The 16,728-nt window shown below is 49.7% G+C and carries 15 protein-coding genes; 14 read left to right on the forward strand and 1 reads right to left on the reverse strand.

Going from position 1 to position 16,728, the window contains the following annotated elements:
• The first annotated feature begins 312 nt into the window (after positions 1 to 312).
• The 11 genes from MKY82_RS06685 to MKY82_RS06735 all read left to right on the forward strand — a co-directional run bounded on the left by MKY82_RS06685 (position 313) and on the right by MKY82_RS06735 (position 11,994).
• The gene (locus MKY82_RS06685) at positions 313 to 948 is read left to right on the forward strand and encodes an SGNH/GDSL hydrolase family protein (protein WP_194541284.1); all 636 of its coding nucleotides are present in this window, start codon (positions 313 to 315) and stop codon (positions 946 to 948) included.
• Between the two features lie 367 nt (positions 949 to 1,315).
• Complete coding sequence (locus tag MKY82_RS06690) at positions 1,316 to 2,437, forward strand: sugar ABC transporter substrate-binding protein (protein WP_071221205.1); 1,122 nt, start codon at positions 1,316 to 1,318, stop codon at positions 2,435 to 2,437.
• A gap of 144 nt (positions 2,438 to 2,581) precedes the next feature.
• Complete coding sequence (locus MKY82_RS06695; RefSeq protein WP_339296644.1) at positions 2,582 to 4,072, forward strand: sugar ABC transporter ATP-binding protein; 1,491 nt, start codon at positions 2,582 to 2,584, stop codon at positions 4,070 to 4,072.
• Complete coding sequence (locus MKY82_RS06700; protein ID WP_071221204.1) at positions 4,069 to 5,064, forward strand: ABC transporter permease; 996 nt, start codon at positions 4,069 to 4,071, stop codon at positions 5,062 to 5,064. Before MKY82_RS06695 ends, MKY82_RS06700 begins: the two co-directional genes overlap by 4 nt.
• Positions 5,065 to 5,296: 232 nt before the next feature.
• Positions 5,297 to 5,752, forward strand: coding sequence for a thioesterase family protein (locus MKY82_RS06705; protein WP_194541285.1), 456 nt, complete (start codon positions 5,297 to 5,299; stop codon positions 5,750 to 5,752).
• A 50-nt stretch (positions 5,753 to 5,802) separates the two neighbouring features.
• Positions 5,803 to 6,801 (forward strand): Gfo/Idh/MocA family oxidoreductase, encoded by a 999-nt coding sequence (locus MKY82_RS06710; RefSeq protein ID WP_194541286.1) that lies wholly within the window; start codon positions 5,803 to 5,805, stop codon positions 6,799 to 6,801.
• Positions 6,802 to 6,927: 126 nt separating this feature from the next.
• A complete protein-coding gene (locus MKY82_RS06715) occupies positions 6,928 to 8,004 on the forward strand; it encodes a fatty acid desaturase (RefSeq protein ID WP_220686299.1) in 1,077 nt (358 codons plus the stop codon).
• A 99-nt stretch (positions 8,005 to 8,103) separates the two neighbouring features.
• Complete coding sequence (locus MKY82_RS06720; RefSeq protein ID WP_194541288.1) at positions 8,104 to 9,237, forward strand: sensor histidine kinase; 1,134 nt, start codon at positions 8,104 to 8,106, stop codon at positions 9,235 to 9,237.
• Complete coding sequence (locus MKY82_RS06725) at positions 9,234 to 9,836, forward strand: response regulator transcription factor (RefSeq protein WP_071221199.1); 603 nt, start codon at positions 9,234 to 9,236, stop codon at positions 9,834 to 9,836. The genes MKY82_RS06720 and MKY82_RS06725 overlap by 4 nt, the downstream gene beginning before the upstream one ends.
• 367 nt (positions 9,837 to 10,203) lie before the next feature.
• Positions 10,204 to 11,424: a cation:proton antiporter gene (locus tag MKY82_RS06730; RefSeq protein WP_194541289.1), complete on the forward strand. Its 1,221-nt coding sequence runs from the start codon at positions 10,204 to 10,206 to the stop codon at positions 11,422 to 11,424.
• Between the two features lie 81 nt (positions 11,425 to 11,505).
• Entirely contained in the window at positions 11,506 to 11,994 is a 489-nt protein-coding gene (locus tag MKY82_RS06735) for a cation:proton antiporter regulatory subunit (RefSeq protein WP_194541290.1), read from the forward strand.
• A gap of 214 nt (positions 11,995 to 12,208) precedes the next feature.
• On the opposite strand, the gene MKY82_RS06740 is transcribed toward MKY82_RS06735, so the two are convergent.
• Positions 12,209 to 12,955 carry a class I SAM-dependent methyltransferase gene (locus tag MKY82_RS06740; RefSeq protein WP_194541291.1) on the reverse strand — a complete coding sequence of 249 codons (747 nt, stop codon included), beginning with the start codon at positions 12,953 to 12,955 and terminating at the stop codon, positions 12,209 to 12,211.
• Positions 12,956 to 13,428: 473 nt separating this feature from the next.
• On the opposite strand from MKY82_RS06740, the gene MKY82_RS06745 reads away from it, so the two are divergent.
• The 3 genes from MKY82_RS06745 (at position 13,429) to MKY82_RS06755 (ending at position 16,697) form a co-directional block, all read left to right on the forward strand.
• Positions 13,429 to 14,613 (forward strand): acyltransferase, encoded by a 1,185-nt coding sequence (locus MKY82_RS06745; protein ID WP_339295783.1) that lies wholly within the window; start codon positions 13,429 to 13,431, stop codon positions 14,611 to 14,613.
• A gap of 152 nt (positions 14,614 to 14,765) precedes the next feature.
• Positions 14,766 to 15,458 carry a response regulator transcription factor gene (locus MKY82_RS06750; protein WP_339295784.1) on the forward strand — a complete coding sequence of 231 codons (693 nt, stop codon included), beginning with the start codon at positions 14,766 to 14,768 and terminating at the stop codon, positions 15,456 to 15,458.
• 21 nt (positions 15,459 to 15,479) lie between these two features.
• A complete protein-coding gene (locus tag MKY82_RS06755) occupies positions 15,480 to 16,697 on the forward strand; it encodes an ATP-binding protein (RefSeq protein WP_339222256.1) in 1,218 nt (405 codons plus the stop codon).
• The last annotated feature ends 31 nt before the right edge of the window (positions 16,698 to 16,728 follow it).

Genomic DNA, 16,728 nt, shown 5'->3' on the forward strand with positions numbered 1-16,728 from the left:
CCGATTTTGGGGCAGGTTTTTATATGAGTTAATAAGAATAAACTTCAGATGCTTATTAGCATCCTGATCTCACAAAAAAAGCTTCCGCTTAAAGCGGACTGTCTCCTGAGAAGATGCGTAGATACACGTTGTTCTCTTCCAATGAGTCATGCCAAAAAATTCGCTCATAAATCGACGATTTGCATGGTACATAAAAAGGAATTGAGCCCTGCATGGCAAATATTTAATGCTAGGAAGCGTTCTCACGAGAAATGAGCCTACGGATTTCCAATTGTACGTACATTAGCAACATACCGATGAGGAGGAAGTGGAATGAATCGTTTGCAGCAAGGGGATGTCGTATTATTTCAAGGAGACAGCATTACGGATTGCGGCCGCGACCGGAACTTTTCCGGCAGCTTGGGGAACGGATACCCGCTATTGATCGACTCGTTGTTCGGCATGAAATTTCCTGAGTTAAACGTAACCTTTTTGAATAGAGGGATCAGCGGAAACCGGGTCGTCGACTTGAATGCTAGATGGCAGGAGGATTGCCTGGACTTGAAACCGGACTGGGTATCCATCTATATCGGAATCAATGACACTTGGCGCCGGTATGATAGCGGGGACCCGACAAGCACCGAGGATTACAAAGCCGGCTACCGTAAATTGATCGAACGCACCAAAGGGGCGCTTGACGCCAAGCTGATTCTGGTTGAGCCGTTCGTGCTGCCGCATCCGGAGGATCGCAGAGTTTGGCGCGAGGATCTGGATCCGAAAATCACGGCCGTTCGCGAATTAGCAGTGGAATACGGGGCGCTGCTGGTGCCGCTGGACGGATTGTTTGCTGCGGCGTCGGCGCGCCGCGAAGCTGCCTACTGGGCGCCGGACGGCGTGCATCCGTCACCGGCCGGACACGGGCTGATCGCGAAGGCTTGGCTTGAAACGATGGGCGTTCGTTTGGATTAATTCATTTGTCAGCGAAAAGCGGAATGCAAATGCTGCAGGATCAGCTTGGGTGAGCTGATCGATTAGGATGGGTAAAGAGCTCGGGGGGTGAATCACTGCCTTCCCGAGCTCTTTTTTTCTGATAGGATTTGCACGGGATATGAAATATGAGCGAGCCGCTACCGATACATATCAAATGGGGCTGGCGTTTGGAATGAAAGCGTCCCGAAGGCAGAACGAGAGTTAGAAATAACTTTCATTTTTTTTGCCATTGTGGTGTAATGCATTAAAGCGAGAAAATAAGGGTTGACGCCTCTAATTAAATCCTATAGGATTACTTGTATTAATTAGTATAGTCCTTTTAACGGAAAACAGGGGGAGAGAGAACATGAAAGGCAGTAAACACGTAAGGAAATTAACCGCGCTGGTGCTAGCGTTTATGATTGTCTTAACCGGCTGTGCTGAATCGGGCAGCGGCGGCGGTAGTGGAGCAGGCAATCTGGCGGACAAGGTCGAGAACCTGCCGGCAGGCATTGCCGAGAAGGATCCGGTGAAATTGATGGTCGTCCGGAAAATCGGGGGCGATGATCATACGGCGCAATTTTTGGCAGGCGCGAAGCAGGAAGGCGAGGCTCTCGGGTTTAAGGTAGATACCTTCTCGGCGAACGGGGATTCTGCTAAATTCCACGATGCGATCGCCCAAGCCATTGACAGCGATTACGATGGATTTATCATTTCGCATGGAGATGATCCCGCATCCGTTCAAGACGTGAAGAAGATTACGGATAAAGGAATTCCTGTCGTTACCTTTGACTCCTTGCCGGAGATCGGCGACATTGCAGGGGTAACCCAGACGTCGCAGGATGATGAGCAGCTGGCGAAGCTGGCACTGGACAAGCTGGTCGAGGAGCAAGGGCCGGAAGCCAACATCGTCTACCTCTGGGTGGACGGATTCCCGCCGATGGTACGACGTAATGCCGTATACCAGGAAACGCTGAAGAACAATCCGGGCATCAAGGAAGTGGAGCGTTTCGGCGTTGCGAGCGACCAGACTTCGCTGGAAACGCAAAATGCGGTATCCGCCATCCTGACGAAGTATCCGAAGGGCGAAATCGATGCGATCTTCGCAACCTGGGATGCGTTCGCCATCGGCGCAGCCAGAGCGCTGGAGGAAGCGGGACGCACCGAGGTCAAGATTTACGGCATCGACGTATCCAACGCGGACCTGGAGCTGATCCAGAAGCCGGACAGCCCTTGGGTGGCCACCGCAGCCGTAGATCCGAAAACGATCGGCGCGATCAACGTCCGTTTGCTTGCTAAAAAGATTGCCGGCGAGGAAACGCCTGCCACGGTCAATCTGGAGCCTGTATTGATCGAACGCTCCAGCCTTGAGGGTGCAGCCGAAGCAGTCAACATGGTCAACCTGGCGGATATTATCCCTAGCTGGGGGACGAGCACCGAATTCGAAGAGGACTGGATGAAGGCGTTGAAAGAAGCAAGCGGCAAATAAACAGCATTATTCATACAGGCGCTCTTGTCGGTCATCGATAAGGGCGCCCTATCCTATTTGAAGGGAAGAATACACTTGCGAAGCGTTATGGAGCCAACAACTGCCACATCGACCGACGTGTCGGATGCGGCACCCTTACTTCAAATGAAGCATATCTCAATCTCTTTTCCAGGCGTTAAGGCGTTAATCGATGTTGACTTTCAGGCGGTCGCAGGAACAGCACATGCATTAATTGGCGCGAATGGAGCAGGGAAATCTACATTAATGAAGATTCTATCGGGTGCTTACAACCATTATGAGGGCGAGATCTGGATCGATGGGAGCAAGGCAGACATTCGTTCCCCGAAGGAAGCGAAGGATCTGGGCATTCAGATCGTCTATCAAGAGGTGGATACGGCGCTCATTCCGAACCTGACGGTCGGAGAGAACATTATGCTCGACCGGACGGTTCACGATATGGGCAAGCGGCACCTGATCCGCTGGAAGGAGCTCCATCAGGAAGCTGAGTCGATTCTTGCACGGATGAACATCCGGGTTCCCGGCAAGAAGCTGATCTCGGAGCTGACGCTGGCGGAGAAGCAGATGGTGCTGATCGCAAGAGCCGTCTCCAAGCAGTGCCGGATTCTGGTTCTGGACGAGCCGACCGCGCCGCTCAGCCACAGCGAGACAGATCAGCTGTTCAAGCTGGTGCGCAAGCTGAAGCAGGATGGGGTTGGCATTATTTTCATCTCGCACCGCCTGCCGGAGCTGTATGAAATCTGCGATGATATTACGATCATGCGGGATGGTCAGCTGGTGAAGAGTGACCGCATTGCGAATATCGACCAGCCCAAAGTGGTGGAGTACATGCTGGGCTCCAGGATGGAGCAGCAGTTTCCCCATAGCCAGCGAGAGATCGGCTCCGTCTGCTTCGAGGTGAAGAACATGTTCGACCCAGGCAAAATCAACAGTGTTGACCTGCACATACGCAAGGGAGAAATCGTCGGCTTGGCCGGGCTGGTCGGGGCAGGGAAAACGGAGCTGTGCCGGGCGATATTCGGAGCATCCGACACATCAACCGGCGAGATCACGCTGAACGGGAATAAGCTCCGCATCCGCTCGCCGCACGATGCCGTCTCGCATGGCATCGCGCTGGTCCCCGAGGAACGCCGACGCGAAGGCGTCTTCGTGGAAGAGCCGGTGTCCGTCAATTTAACGGCTGCGGTGCTGTCCCGTTTTTCCAGATGGGGATCCTGGCTTAGCTTCAGCAAGGAAAAGCGGGCGGCGAAGGAGATTATCGAGTCGCTCGGAATTAAGACCCCGAACGAGCGGGCCCGAGTGAGAAACCTGTCCGGGGGCAACCAGCAGAAGGTGGCAATCGGCAAATGGCTGCTGGTCGACGCCGATGTGTATATTTTTGATGAGCCGACCAAAGGGGTTGACGTTGGCGCGAAGCGGGACATTTTTCATCTGGTGGCCGAGCTGGCCAAGCGGGGGAAGTGCGTGCTGTACGCCTCCAGCGAGCTGTCCGAAATCGTTGGCATCACGGATCGGGTGTATGTGATGTATGACGGCGGCATCACGAAGGAGCTGACGACGCAGTCATCCAACGAAGAGGAACTATTGCTTTACTGCACAGGAGGCGGATTAACATGAATACAGCAAGACCAATTAAGGAGAAGCCGGCGGCTAGTTTCGCTTTTGATTTTCTATATAAATACGGTACGTTGATCACGGTATTTGCACTTATTCTCGTATTCGGGACCGTCGCCGACAACTTTTTGAATACAAGCAACATTATTAACATACTCCGTTCGATCTCGATCGTGACGATTATTGCCGTGGGACTGACCGTATCGCTGGCCGTGGGCGGCTTTGACCTGTCCGTCGGCTCAACGGCGTCACTGGCGAACGCGCTCGTTATTTCCATGTTCGTCTGGCACGGGCAAAATATCGGCATCGGCATCGGCCTCACGCTGCTGTTCTGTCTAGCCGTCGGGCTGATCAACGCGTTTCTGGTCATCAATTTCAAGATCGACGACATGCTGATGACCCTGGCGACGATGTTTATCTTCCAGGGCATTGCCTTGACATATACCCGGGGCGCTACCATTTCCCAGAATATGATCCTGCCGAGCGGAGATTTTGCCACGGGTAAAATTCCGGCGGTGTTTGAGAAGATCGGGCAGGTGCCATGGATCATTATCATCATGGTGCTCGTGGTCCTCGTGGTCCATCTGTTCCTGACCTATACCAAACACGGACGGTATATGTACATGATCGGAGGCAACCGAGAAGCGGCAGCTTTATCCGGGATTCCGGTGAGCAAATACCGTTTGATTGCATACCTGGTCTCCGCATTGTTTGCCGCCATCGGCGGGATTATCCTTGGGGCTCGCGTCATGACGGCCGAGGTGGGCTCCGGCGGACCTTATCTGATGGATGCCGTCGCTGCGACCTTCATCGGATATTCCGTATTCGGAGCCGGCAAGCCGAACGCGCTCGGGACCTTTGTCGGCGCCGTTTTGATCGGCATATTGCAAAACGGTCTGATCATGCTGTCCGTGCCGTACTATGCAATGGATATCGTGAAGGGCTCGGTGCTGGCGTTGGCGCTTGCCTTAACTTACTATAAGAAGAGACATTGATGGCTAAGCGGCACGTATTTTGACCAACTTGTTCCATTCATCCTTATCAAGACCATCCCTCCGGTTATTCGCTCTGGAGTGGGTGGTCTTTTTTCATAGCCGGCTGCATTCTGGCAGGTTATCCATGATTTGGTTAGGTAGTTGACGGACTGAACTTGTATTGACTATCCTTGTAGAAGACTGATTTAATTGTACATACATTTGTCTCTTACAGAGAGAAAGGGGACTCATCATGAAAAAAACAACCTTCATACAACCGGATCCCAAGGCTTGGCTGGACACGTTTCACTTTGAAATTCCGATAAAGATAAGGTACTGCGAAACGGATATGCTGGGTCATGTCAATAACGTCAGTTATTTCATGTATTTTGAGCAGGGACGCATTGAGTATTTCGAGAACCTGGGATTGACCGAGGATCTGTTCAGCAAACAAAAGGTGTCGGTGGTTGCGGATCTGGAATGCCAGTATCTTGCTCAATTGTATCTGAAGGACCCGCTTAAGCTTCATGTCCGGGTGGCTGAGATCGGGCGCTCCTCCATGGACGTCCAGTATGCGATCGTGGTGGACGGCACCTTAAAAGCAGCCGGTCGCGGAACCATTGTGCTCATCGACACCGCGACAGGTAAGAGTACGCCGATTCCGGATTCGGCACGCGAGCGGATTTCGACTTTTGAAGGATGGATGTAACGTAATGTGAAAGATCACTTATTATCAGATGAGAAGGGAAGGGATTAGGGATGAACATCCGTTTTGCCGTTATCGGCACAAACTGGATTACCGAGCGGTTTCTCCAAGCTGCTCTGGAGACGGAAGAATTTATACTTGCTGCCGTATACTCCCGTACGGAAGAGAAGGGCAGGGCTTTCGCGGCGAAGTACGCGGATCCCAAAGTGTATACGGATCTTGTGACGATGCTGCAGGATGACGAGATTGACGCAGTGTACATTGCGAGTCCGAATTCCTATCACGTAGATCAGGCGATATTATGCATGAACTACGGGAAGCATGTTCTGTGCGAGAAGCCGATGGCTTCTAACGCAGCCGAAGTGTCCGCCATGATAGAAGCAGCGAAGAATAACAACGTTCTGCTCATGGAAGCCCTGAAGTCGACGTTGATGCCGAATTTCAAGACCGTTAGGGACAACCTGTACAAGCTGGGTCCGATTCGGCGTTATTTTGCAAGCTATTGCCAATATTCTTCCCGTTACGATGCTTTCAAGCAGGGGACGGTGCTCAATGCGTTTAACCCCGAATATTCCAACGGCTCTCTTATGGATCTGGGGATTTATTGCCTGTATCCGATGGTCACCCTGTTCGGCAAACCGGACTCCGTCAAAGCTTCCGGTTATATGCTATCCTCCGGGGTTGATGGCGAGGGCAGCCTGCTGTTGTCCTATCCCGAGATGGATGCCGTGATCATGCACTCCAAGATCAGCGATTCCTATGCCCCTGCCGAAATCCAGGGCGAGAACGGCACGATGATTATCGACAAGATCAATCAGCCTTATGATGTGAAGATTCATTACAGAGACGGCACCATTGAGAACGTGACCCAGCTGCAGACCCATGAATCGATGTATTATGAAGCCCGGGAATTTATCGATTTAATCCAATGCGGCGAACGGGAAAGTGCAATCAATACCCATGCCAACTCCCTCATTACGGCCGAAATCATGCAGGAGGCCAGACGCCAGGTAGGACTGCGGTTTCCGGCCGATTCCCGGACCGATATATGATATTTGTCATACTCCCGAAATGACGTTTATGACTACGACGTGCGTGACATTCTATCTATAATTAGATTAGACAAGTGCGTGATGCATGTATAACGTCCTTGCGCCATTTCGAGGAGGAAGACAACTATGGCTAAACCCGATAACAAACTATCCAGCTTGAAAAAGAACGTTGCCCCTTATGAAGAAATTGACACAAAGGCGAGTATAGGTCAGCTTTTCAATACACTGGTTCCCTTGATATTGCTATGGTATGCAGCCTATTTAAGTTTATCCGTATCATACTGGCTGACCATGCCCATAGCGATTATTGCATCGGGATTTGTTGTTCGGACGTTTATCATATTCCATGACTGTTGTCACGGATCTTTCTTTAAAAGCCGCCGGGCGAACAAAATTCTCGGTACGATTACAGGCGTTATTACATTGTGCCCTTACGAGCAATGGAAGAACACGCACGCGATTCATCACGCGACGAGCAGCAATCTCGATAAGCGGGGAATCGGCGATATGTGGGTATTGACCGTTGAAGAGTATGGAGCGGCTTCTTTTTGGCAGCGTTTATACTACCGGGTATACCGTAATCCGATCGTGATGTTCGGACTGGGTCCCATCGCCATATTTCTGGTATCCTACCGTTTTAACCGTAAAGGTGCGAGACGCAAGGAGAAAATCAGTAACTATATAACGAATATTTCGATTGTTGCACTGTATGCACTGCTGTGCTGGGCGATCGGATGGCAGGCCTTCCTGCTCGTTCAAGCTCCTATCTTCATGGTGTCGGGAATGCTTGGCATTTGGCTGTTCTATGTACAGCATCAATTCGAAGAAACGTACTACGAGCATGATGAAGAGTGGAGTTATATCAATGCAGCCGTAGAAGGCAGCTCTTATTACAAACTTCCGAAGGTTCTGCAATGGATCACGGGTAACATCGGCTTCCATCACGTTCACCATCTGAGCCCGAAGGTTCCTAATTACAACCTGGAGAAGGCGCATGAAGCTGCTCCTCCGCTGCAAAAGGCAACAACGATTACACTCAAAACCAGTTTGAAATCTATTCGTTTCCGTCTGTGGGATGAAGAGAAAAAGGTGTTTGTCACGTTTAAGGAAGCAAAGAAGTCGCTTCGAAAACCGAAGGAATCGGTATTGGCAAAAGCCGAGAAGAGCTTGGCGAGCAGCAGACCCAGAGTTCAGGGCGAGTAATTCCTTGCGGTTAAGAGGTTATAATAGGAATAAATAAGAATAACGGGTGCGTTATACAGAAATGAGGACAAAGCTAGAACCGACAGAAGGTGGGACTCCATGCAGAAATGGTATCAGATATTTCATAAAAGTACGGGGCTGAGCCCTTATGTATGGGTCGTCTTCTATATCCTTCCGTTCTATTTCATCTTCCGGTCGACTTCTACCTATCAGGTCGTATTCGGTACGCTGATGATCCTGATGTTCTTTGCTTTCTACGTGCTTTCATTTCTGGCCAAAGGCTGGCTCGTCTACTTCTGGACGAGTCTGCAAATTCTGATATCGATTACGATGTCATTGGTATTCGGGTATATCTATTTCTCGTTGTTCCTCGCATTTTTTATCGGGAACATCAAGAATAAGGCCGGGTTTATCACGCTGTATTCGATCCATCTGGTCACGACCATCATTACGGTCAATTATGGATTGTTAACGCGGAATCCGTTCTTTATCACACAGCTGCCATTTGTGCTTGTCAGCGTAGTCGGGGTGATTCTGCTGCCCGTGACGAACTATAACCGGAATAAGAATGATCAGCTGCAGGGTCAGCTGGAGGATGCCAACAAACGGATTTCGGAACTGGTGAAGCTGGAGGAGCGTCAGCGGATTGCCCGCGATTTGCATGATACGCTCGGACAGAAGCTGTCTCTCATTGGCCTCAAAAGTGATTTGGCCGGTAAATTGATGACGCAGGATACGGAGAGAGCCCAGGCCGAGATCAACGATGTACGCCAGACGGCCAGAACGGCACTCAAGGAAGTGCGCGAGATGGTGACACGGATGCGGGGGACCCGGCTTACGGATGAAATTTTCCGCATTCAGCAAATTCTAAAGGCTGCCCAGATTGAATTAACCTTTGAGGGAACGCTGGAGCCGGAAAATCTGTCGTTAATGAATGAAAATGTGATCAGCATGTGCCTGAAAGAGGCCGTGAATAACATAGTGAAACATAGCAATGCCACGGCTTGCTCCATTGTGATCGAATCCACGGAAACGGATCTGATTGCGAGGGTGAAGGACAATGGAACAGGGTTCGTGACCGATGCGAGAAACCGCGGCAATGGACTGCGGGGAATGAGAGAACGGCTTGAATTCGTAAACGGAAGCATGGAGTTCACTTCCGGCGAGGGGACTACGCTGGTCCTACGTGTACCTAATGTGCTCAGAATGCCGGATAAGGAGGCGGGAATATGATCCGAATTGTCATAGCCGAAGATCAGCGATTGCTGCTTGGAGCCCTGGCCTCACTGCTTGATCTGGAAGAAGATATGCAGGTGGTCGGGACGGCAGGTAATGGGAAGGATGCCGTACAGCTTGTCAAACTTCATAAACCGGATATCTGCATCATGGATATTGAGATGCCGATGATGAACGGACTTGAAGCGGCTGAAGAACTAAAGGGCTCTGGCTGCAAGGTGATGATCTTGACAACCTTCGCCCGGCCGGGGTATTTTGAGCGTGCCGTGAAGGCCGGCGCCAACGCCTACCTCCTGAAGGACAGCCCGAGTGAGGAACTGGCGGCATCCATTCGGAGCATTATGGCCGGCAGACGAATATACGCCTCCGAGCTGGTGGATGAAGCGTATTCCGGCGAAGAGAATCCGCTGACGGAGCGGGAAAAGGAAGTGCTGGGCCTGATTGCGGACGGCAAGAACACGAAGGAAATTGCCAATCAGCTGTTTATTACAACGGGCACCGTCCGGAATTATATTTCCGTTATTCTTGATAAGCTTGGTGTCAGTAACCGGATCGAAGCGATTACGCGTTTTAAAGAAAAAGGTTGGTTTAAATAATCATCCGAAAATAGCCGGAAGCCCCGTGGTTGCAGCCACCGGGCTTCTTTTTTGTGTGGGTAAAGAGAAAGGGGATCGGCCACAAGGTCGTTTTTTTTCGCGATATATGTATTTTTTTACCTGGTATAGTATTCATTATTATGCATAAATATTCATTCCCATTCGTGAGGTAGAGTATTTGGATATAATTTATATTTTTTGGAAAGCATAAAATCACTAATAAAATTAAGTCTGTCCATTATGGAATGAATATAGCATTTATTGGGTTATCAAGCAAGAATACTGCTGTTACTTTGTAAATGTATGCATTTTTATGTATAATAGAAATGATTGCCAGAAGTCAAATTTGAGGAGGAGGAGGTCTTCTATGGACCATATGATGTTTGAGGTTGGAACTGCTCTGATGCTGGTTGCTATAGCCTCCGTAATTGCTGGAAAGCTCAAGTTCTCGATCATACCGTTCTTGATTGTGCTCGGGATGCTTGTCGGTCCGCATGCACCAACGATAGGGATTCTTGACTTTAAGTTCATCGAGAGCCAGGGGATCATCGATTTTCTGGGACAGATCGGTATTCTATTTCTGCTCTTTTACCTTGGTCTTGAATTTTCCGTTCAAAAATTGATCAAATCCGGAAAAAACATTGTGGTAGGCGGAACCGTATATGTAGTATTGAACTTCGTACTGGGTGTGGCTTACGGTTTCGTGATCAATATGCCTCTGTACGAGACGCTGATCATTGCAGGGATGCTGTCGGTTTCCTCCAGCGCCATTGTCGCTAAGGTTCTTGTGGATCTGCGGCGCACAGGGAATGCGGAGACGGAACTCATTCTCGGCATGATTTTGTTCGATGATATTTTTCTTGCCGTGTTCTTATCGATTATGTCGGGACTATTATTAGGCGGGGCTACATCGATAGGGGCAACCATCATCTCGGTTTGCATTTCCATAGGTTACATGCTGTTGTTCTTTGTTATTGCGAGAAAAGGCCCGCCTATACTTAACAAATTGCTGAATATTACGTCCAGCGAGATTTTCATTATCGTAGTATTCTCGTCGATGTTCTTTATTGCCGGGTTTTCGGAGACACTGCACGTAGCCGAAGCGATCGGCGCGCTGTTGTTCGGACTGGCTTTATCGGAGACGGATCATAGCGAACGGATCGAGCAGCTGGTCATTCCATTCCGTGATTTTTTTGGAGCCATCTTCTTCTTCAGCTTCGGTCTCGGCATCGACCCGACCACGCTTGGGAATGCGCTATGGCTTGCTCTTGGCGCCGTGGTATTGACCATTATCGGCAACCTGGTCGCAGGCATGATAGCGGGCCGGAAGGCCGGATTATCGCATAAATCGTCGCTTAACATCGGATTGACCATTATGGCTCGCGGGGAATTCACGATCATCGTTGCGAATCTGGGACTAGCCGGCGGACTGTCGGCTATGCTGAAACCATTCTCGGCCCTCTATGTTCTGATTCTTGCGATTCTTGGTCCTCTTCTAGCCAAGGAGTCAAAACGTATCTACCGCGGAGCGAATAAAATATTCAAATGGAGCGAGCCTGTGGAGAAAGTAAAAAAAAGGAAGGCGTAAGGCTGCTGGGCTGATTTACTTTCTTCCAACTAATCTATATAATCTAGAGATTGAATTAACCCCAGAACGGAGGATTTTCACATGAGTATTATTCGCGAATCTGACCTGCCGGGTATCGGTAAGAAATTCCTTATTCAGGCGAGATCAGGGGATAAGCTGGTTATTGTTATTCATGACGATGGCCGAAGAGAGCTGTACCATTTTGAAGATGACGATCCTGAGGAGACCATCTCCCAGATTACATTAGAGGATGATGAGGCTAGACAAATCGCCGGCATCATCGGCGGCATGACGTATAAACCGAAAGCGCTCGAGACCATCGAGGTGACACTCGAGGATCTGATCATCGAATGGGCACGCATCGAGCCGCATTACAAAAGCGTCGGACAATCCATTGCGGGGCTTCAGGTTCGTCAACGTACAGGTGCTAATGTATTAGCGATTGTGAACAAGAAAGAGCAGAAAATCAATCCGGGTCCGGATGACATCCTGACAGCGGGATCGACGCTGGTGCTTGCGGGCGAGCGTAAGCAGATCAAGCAGCTGAAAGAACTGCTGGTTAACGGCTAATATTGCTCCTTCGTGGATGCGAAGATAACCATACCGAAAGCAAGCTCCTCCTTTTGCGGGGGGGCTTGCTTTTTTATGTGGAGGGGAACCTATTCATCAAAGGGATGATATCCGAAGCTGTTGTGCATAAGAAAAAGCGCCAAGGTCTCGTCCCTTTGCGCTTTTTCTGTTTAACAGCGGGATGCTGCGGATTATGGATTGCCAGAGGGGCCGGTTATTTCCGGGCAACGATCATGAACCGGGCGGAATTCGTCCGGATTCCCCGATCTGTGCGATGGTCTCTGATAAACTGCTGCAGGATGCGAAAATCCGATTCCTCCTGTCCAAATCCGGGGATAATGGGCGTGTGCTTCAGCAAAAAGATAAGATCCTCTTCACGTTCATAGTATTCATCCGCATCGTATTCGGCATATTGGATATTGCGGAACCCGGCAAGCCGAAGTTCCTCCATATATTGATCCTTTAAGGCACCGTCTTCACGGGAGGATTGCCCTCTGCCAAAGGCTTGAGCCAGATTGGCTTTATCAGATTCGCGAACCTGCTGCGTCAAAAACACGCCATCCTCTTCCAGTACTCTCCCCACCTCTGATGCACGAAAAGGGGAGTGTCTGCAGGAGATCAGATTGAAAAACGCCTCCGGAAATTGAAGCGACTCTGCATCCATCTGCATAAAGCGTACATTGGAAGCTGCAGCCTTCCGTTTATTACTCTGGGCAGTTTCTATCATCGAATGGGAAAGATCGATTCCAACTAGCAATGCCGGCTTTGAGGCGATGGACAACAAGCTCTCTCCTCCACCAGTGCCGATATCAAGCACAACATCGGATGATGTGCACCGCTTGCTTACCTCATCGTAAAAATTCCACTCCACGCCCTCCGAGATACATCTGAGCTGGCTGAAGTCCCAGCCGTTTAAGGCCCCTACGATATCATAAAACTGCTTGTATTCCTGTGAATTCATTTATATTGTTCACCTTCCATTTGAGATAAAATGGGATGCTGAAAACAGATCGTCTCTTATTCGTTCGCAGCCTGCTACTGTGATTCTGGCTAGGCCCGGTCCAGTATGATAGACCGGGCCTAGCTACTTCGAACGGCAAGGATCCTAATCAGCATCCAATTCACCCCAATTCTGAAAGATTATTTTTAAGAGTTAAGAAAGTATAAGCTTCAGAGGCTTACCATCCTTATCTCGCAAGAAAAACTTCCGCTATACGCGGTCTCTCCTCTGAGAAAGTACGTCGATAGATGTTTTTCTTATTGTAAGTCCAAGGATTCTTCATGATCAAGGAGAATTTTATTAGGAGGAAGGACCGTAATCTTAAGCAAATGATAAGAATTTGGAAGTATGGCGTTAAGAACTGTCTACTATACTTGATGAATCTGATCGCAAGAACGAGAATAATCGGATTTTAAGGATGAGAGGGTACTGTCATGAACAAATTAAAATCTTTGTCAAGGGAACGTCTTCCCGAGCTGCAATTGGTACGCGCATTCGCCATCCTCGGCGTGCTGTCCGTTCACTCCACATCGTATGCCGTATCTGCGATGACGGATTCCAACTACTTTTTTATGTACAACTTCATGAACATCTTCATGAAATTCGGAACGCCGACATTTATATTTTTGAGCAGTCTGGTACTCTTCTATAATTACTATGACCGTCCCATAACGAAGAAGCTGATCGGCGGATTTTACAAGAAAAGACTGCTGTATATTATCATTCCGTATACGCTGTTCTCCGTGTTCTACTTCGCGCTGCTGCACTATTTGTATTATCAGGGCAGGCCGTTCGGTGAGACGATGGAGAGCTTTGTACAAAAGCTGTTGACGGGCAAAGCGTATACGCATCTCTATTTCGTATTTATCAGCATTCAGTTTTATGTGCTGTTTCCGCTCGTATTGTGGCTGTTCAAGAAGGTGCCCCAGCTTGCAAAATGGGCGATACCGATTGGACTGGTGATCCAGTGGACGTTTATACTAATGAATAAGTATTATTGGCAGGTACCGAATAAAGGAAGCTGGGCATTGTCCTATATTGCCTATTTCATGCTGGGTGCTTTTATCGGCATCTATTACCCGAAACTGAAAGCCTGGCTTGTTATTAGCCGTTTGAACGCACGGCCTCATCGCATTACCGCCTGGGTGGTGCTGTGGATCGCATGGGCGGCGGCCGGTCTCGGGCATGTGTACATTTATTACAACAACCGGCTGCATGGAACCGGGTATAATTCAACGCTGTATGAGCTAATGTGGAATATGCATACGTACCTGGGGGCGCTCGTTCTGCTCCAGCTTGCGATTCTTTTTTATCGGGCAGGGGTGCGGGGATGGACGCCGGCGCTGGAAAGACTGGGTGCCGTATCCTTCGGTATGTATCTCATTCATCCGTTCTTTCTGCTCGTCTACCGGGAGTTTCCGTTAACTACGGGAAATTCAATGCTAACCCACCTGTGGTATGCAGGCGGTTTTGCGGCAGCATTAGGCTGTTCATGGATCGTTGTGGAATTGACGGTTCGATTTATACCAGGCTCCTGGGTGATATTCGGTAATATTCCGAAGGCGAAGAAATCGGTTAAGCCAGTCGATTCGCCATCTGTGCCGCTTTCCGGTTCGTAGTCTGCTTCATGGCAAACCAGGACGTATCCGAAGACGAGGGCATGGCTCTGGCGAAGCGAAGAGACAACCATCTACCGCACCACGCAGTCTGACATCCGTGAAGAATGACGTCGTACGGCGTTGTTCTGACAGCCGTTGATCAAGGAGGAGCCATGTCTGGAGTTACGATATTAATGGTTGATGATGAAACCGAAATTTTGAAATTGATGGAGATTTACGTCAGAAATGAGGGCTACACGCTGCTCACCGCATCTCAGGGCCAGGAAGCGCTGGAGATTCTAAGAACCCATAAAGTGGATTTGATCATACTTGATGTCATGATGCCGCAGATGGATGGCATTGAGGCATGCATGAGAATTCGGGAGGAGAACAACACGCCGATCATCATGCTGTCGGCCAAGAGTCAGGAGATTGACAAGATCGCCGGACTCAGCATCGGCGCGGATGATTACGTGACCAAGCCGTTCAGCCCGCTGGAATTGGTTGCAAGAATCAAATCGCAGCTCCGCCGATACAAACAGCTGAACAGTAACTCGGTGAGGGATGAGAACGAAATCCAGATCGATGAGCTGGTTATTAATGTCGCTTCCCACCGGGTGGCGGTGGCAGGCGTTGAGATTAAGCTGACGCCCCGCGAATTTGCTCTGCTGCATATGCTGGCCATCAATCGCGGACTCGTCCTTAGCATGGACAAGATTTATACCGAGGTGTGGAACGAACCGTTCATGGAATCGAAAAATACAGTCATGGTACATATACGCAAGCTGCGCGAGAAGATCGAGAAGGATCCGCAGCAGCCGGTATATATTAAGACGGTGTGGGGGATTGGCTATAAAATAGAGTAAACTTAAGCAGAGGTGACGAACTTGAAAATAATGAAGCTTCACAGCATCCGCCTGAAGATGCTGCTTATGCTGCTTGCCAGCATCGGCATCACGGCCGCCCTGCTTATCATACTCTACGCATTAAGCACGCTGATACTCTCTATTCCGGCCATCAAGCCGCCGCTCGTCTGGATCATTAACAACATTGGCTCGGATCCGGTTATGCTGGTTGCGGGCATTATTCTTTTTTTGGTCAGCTATTATGTGAGCACAAAGTGGTTTGTCCTTGATCTGCAGAAAATTCAGACTGGCCTTCAGGACATTACGGCGGGGCGATTCGATTCCAGAATCGAGCTCAAATCCCTAGACGAATTAGGTGTCGTCGCTTCCAGCATAAACCGTATGACCGATCAGCTGAACGTTTATCTGGAAGAAATCAGGAATGGGCTTCGCGAGATTGCCAAGGGGAATTTCGACACCGACATTCCGGTTCAGTCAGGCAGCCAGCTGGGTGAGGTGGCCGAGAGCATCAACCAGATGAGCAGGCAGCTTCACCAATCCATTCTGGAGGAGCGTAACGCGGAAAAAACAAAGAATGATCTGATTACGGGAGTCTCCCATGACTTGCGGACGCCGCTTACATCGATACTGGGATTTCTGGAGGTTATCGAGGAAGACCGGTACCAGGATGAAGTGGAGCTGCGTTATTACGTGAACATCGCATATGAGAAAGCGCAAAGTCTGAAGAAGCTGATTGATGATTTATTCGAATACACCCGGATTAATAACGGGCTTCCGCTGGATATCCGGGAGATCGATATGGCTCAGTTCATGAGACAGCTAATCGAGGAATTCGTTCCTGCCCTGGAGAAAGCCGGGCTGGAATGTAAGCTTGCTGCAGAGGAAGGGCTCGTAGTTCTTGCAGACGGCGCCCAACTCGTCCGGGCTTATGAGAATTTGATCTCCAATGCGATCCGTTACGGGGAGTCGGGCAAAAGGATCGACATTGCCGTCCGCAGCGATGGCAATCGGGTGAGCATCAGCTTCACCAACTATGGCGATCCGATTCCCGAGCGGGATTTGCCGTTCATTTTTGACCGCTTCTACCGTGTAGAAGCATCTCGTTCGAAGCAGACCGGTGGCACCGGCTTGGGATTGGCCATTACGAAGAGCATAGTGGAAGTTCAGGGCGGCGAAATCCGGGTACGGAGCGATCGGCAGCGAACGACCTTTGAAACGAGGTTTCCTACAGTCGTATAGTGTTATCTTGAATGAGCGAGCCTTGACAGAG

The organism is Paenibacillus sp. FSL W7-1279, from assembly GCF_037969845.1.
Taxonomy (GTDB): Bacteria; Bacillota; Bacilli; order Paenibacillales; family Paenibacillaceae; genus Paenibacillus_AQ.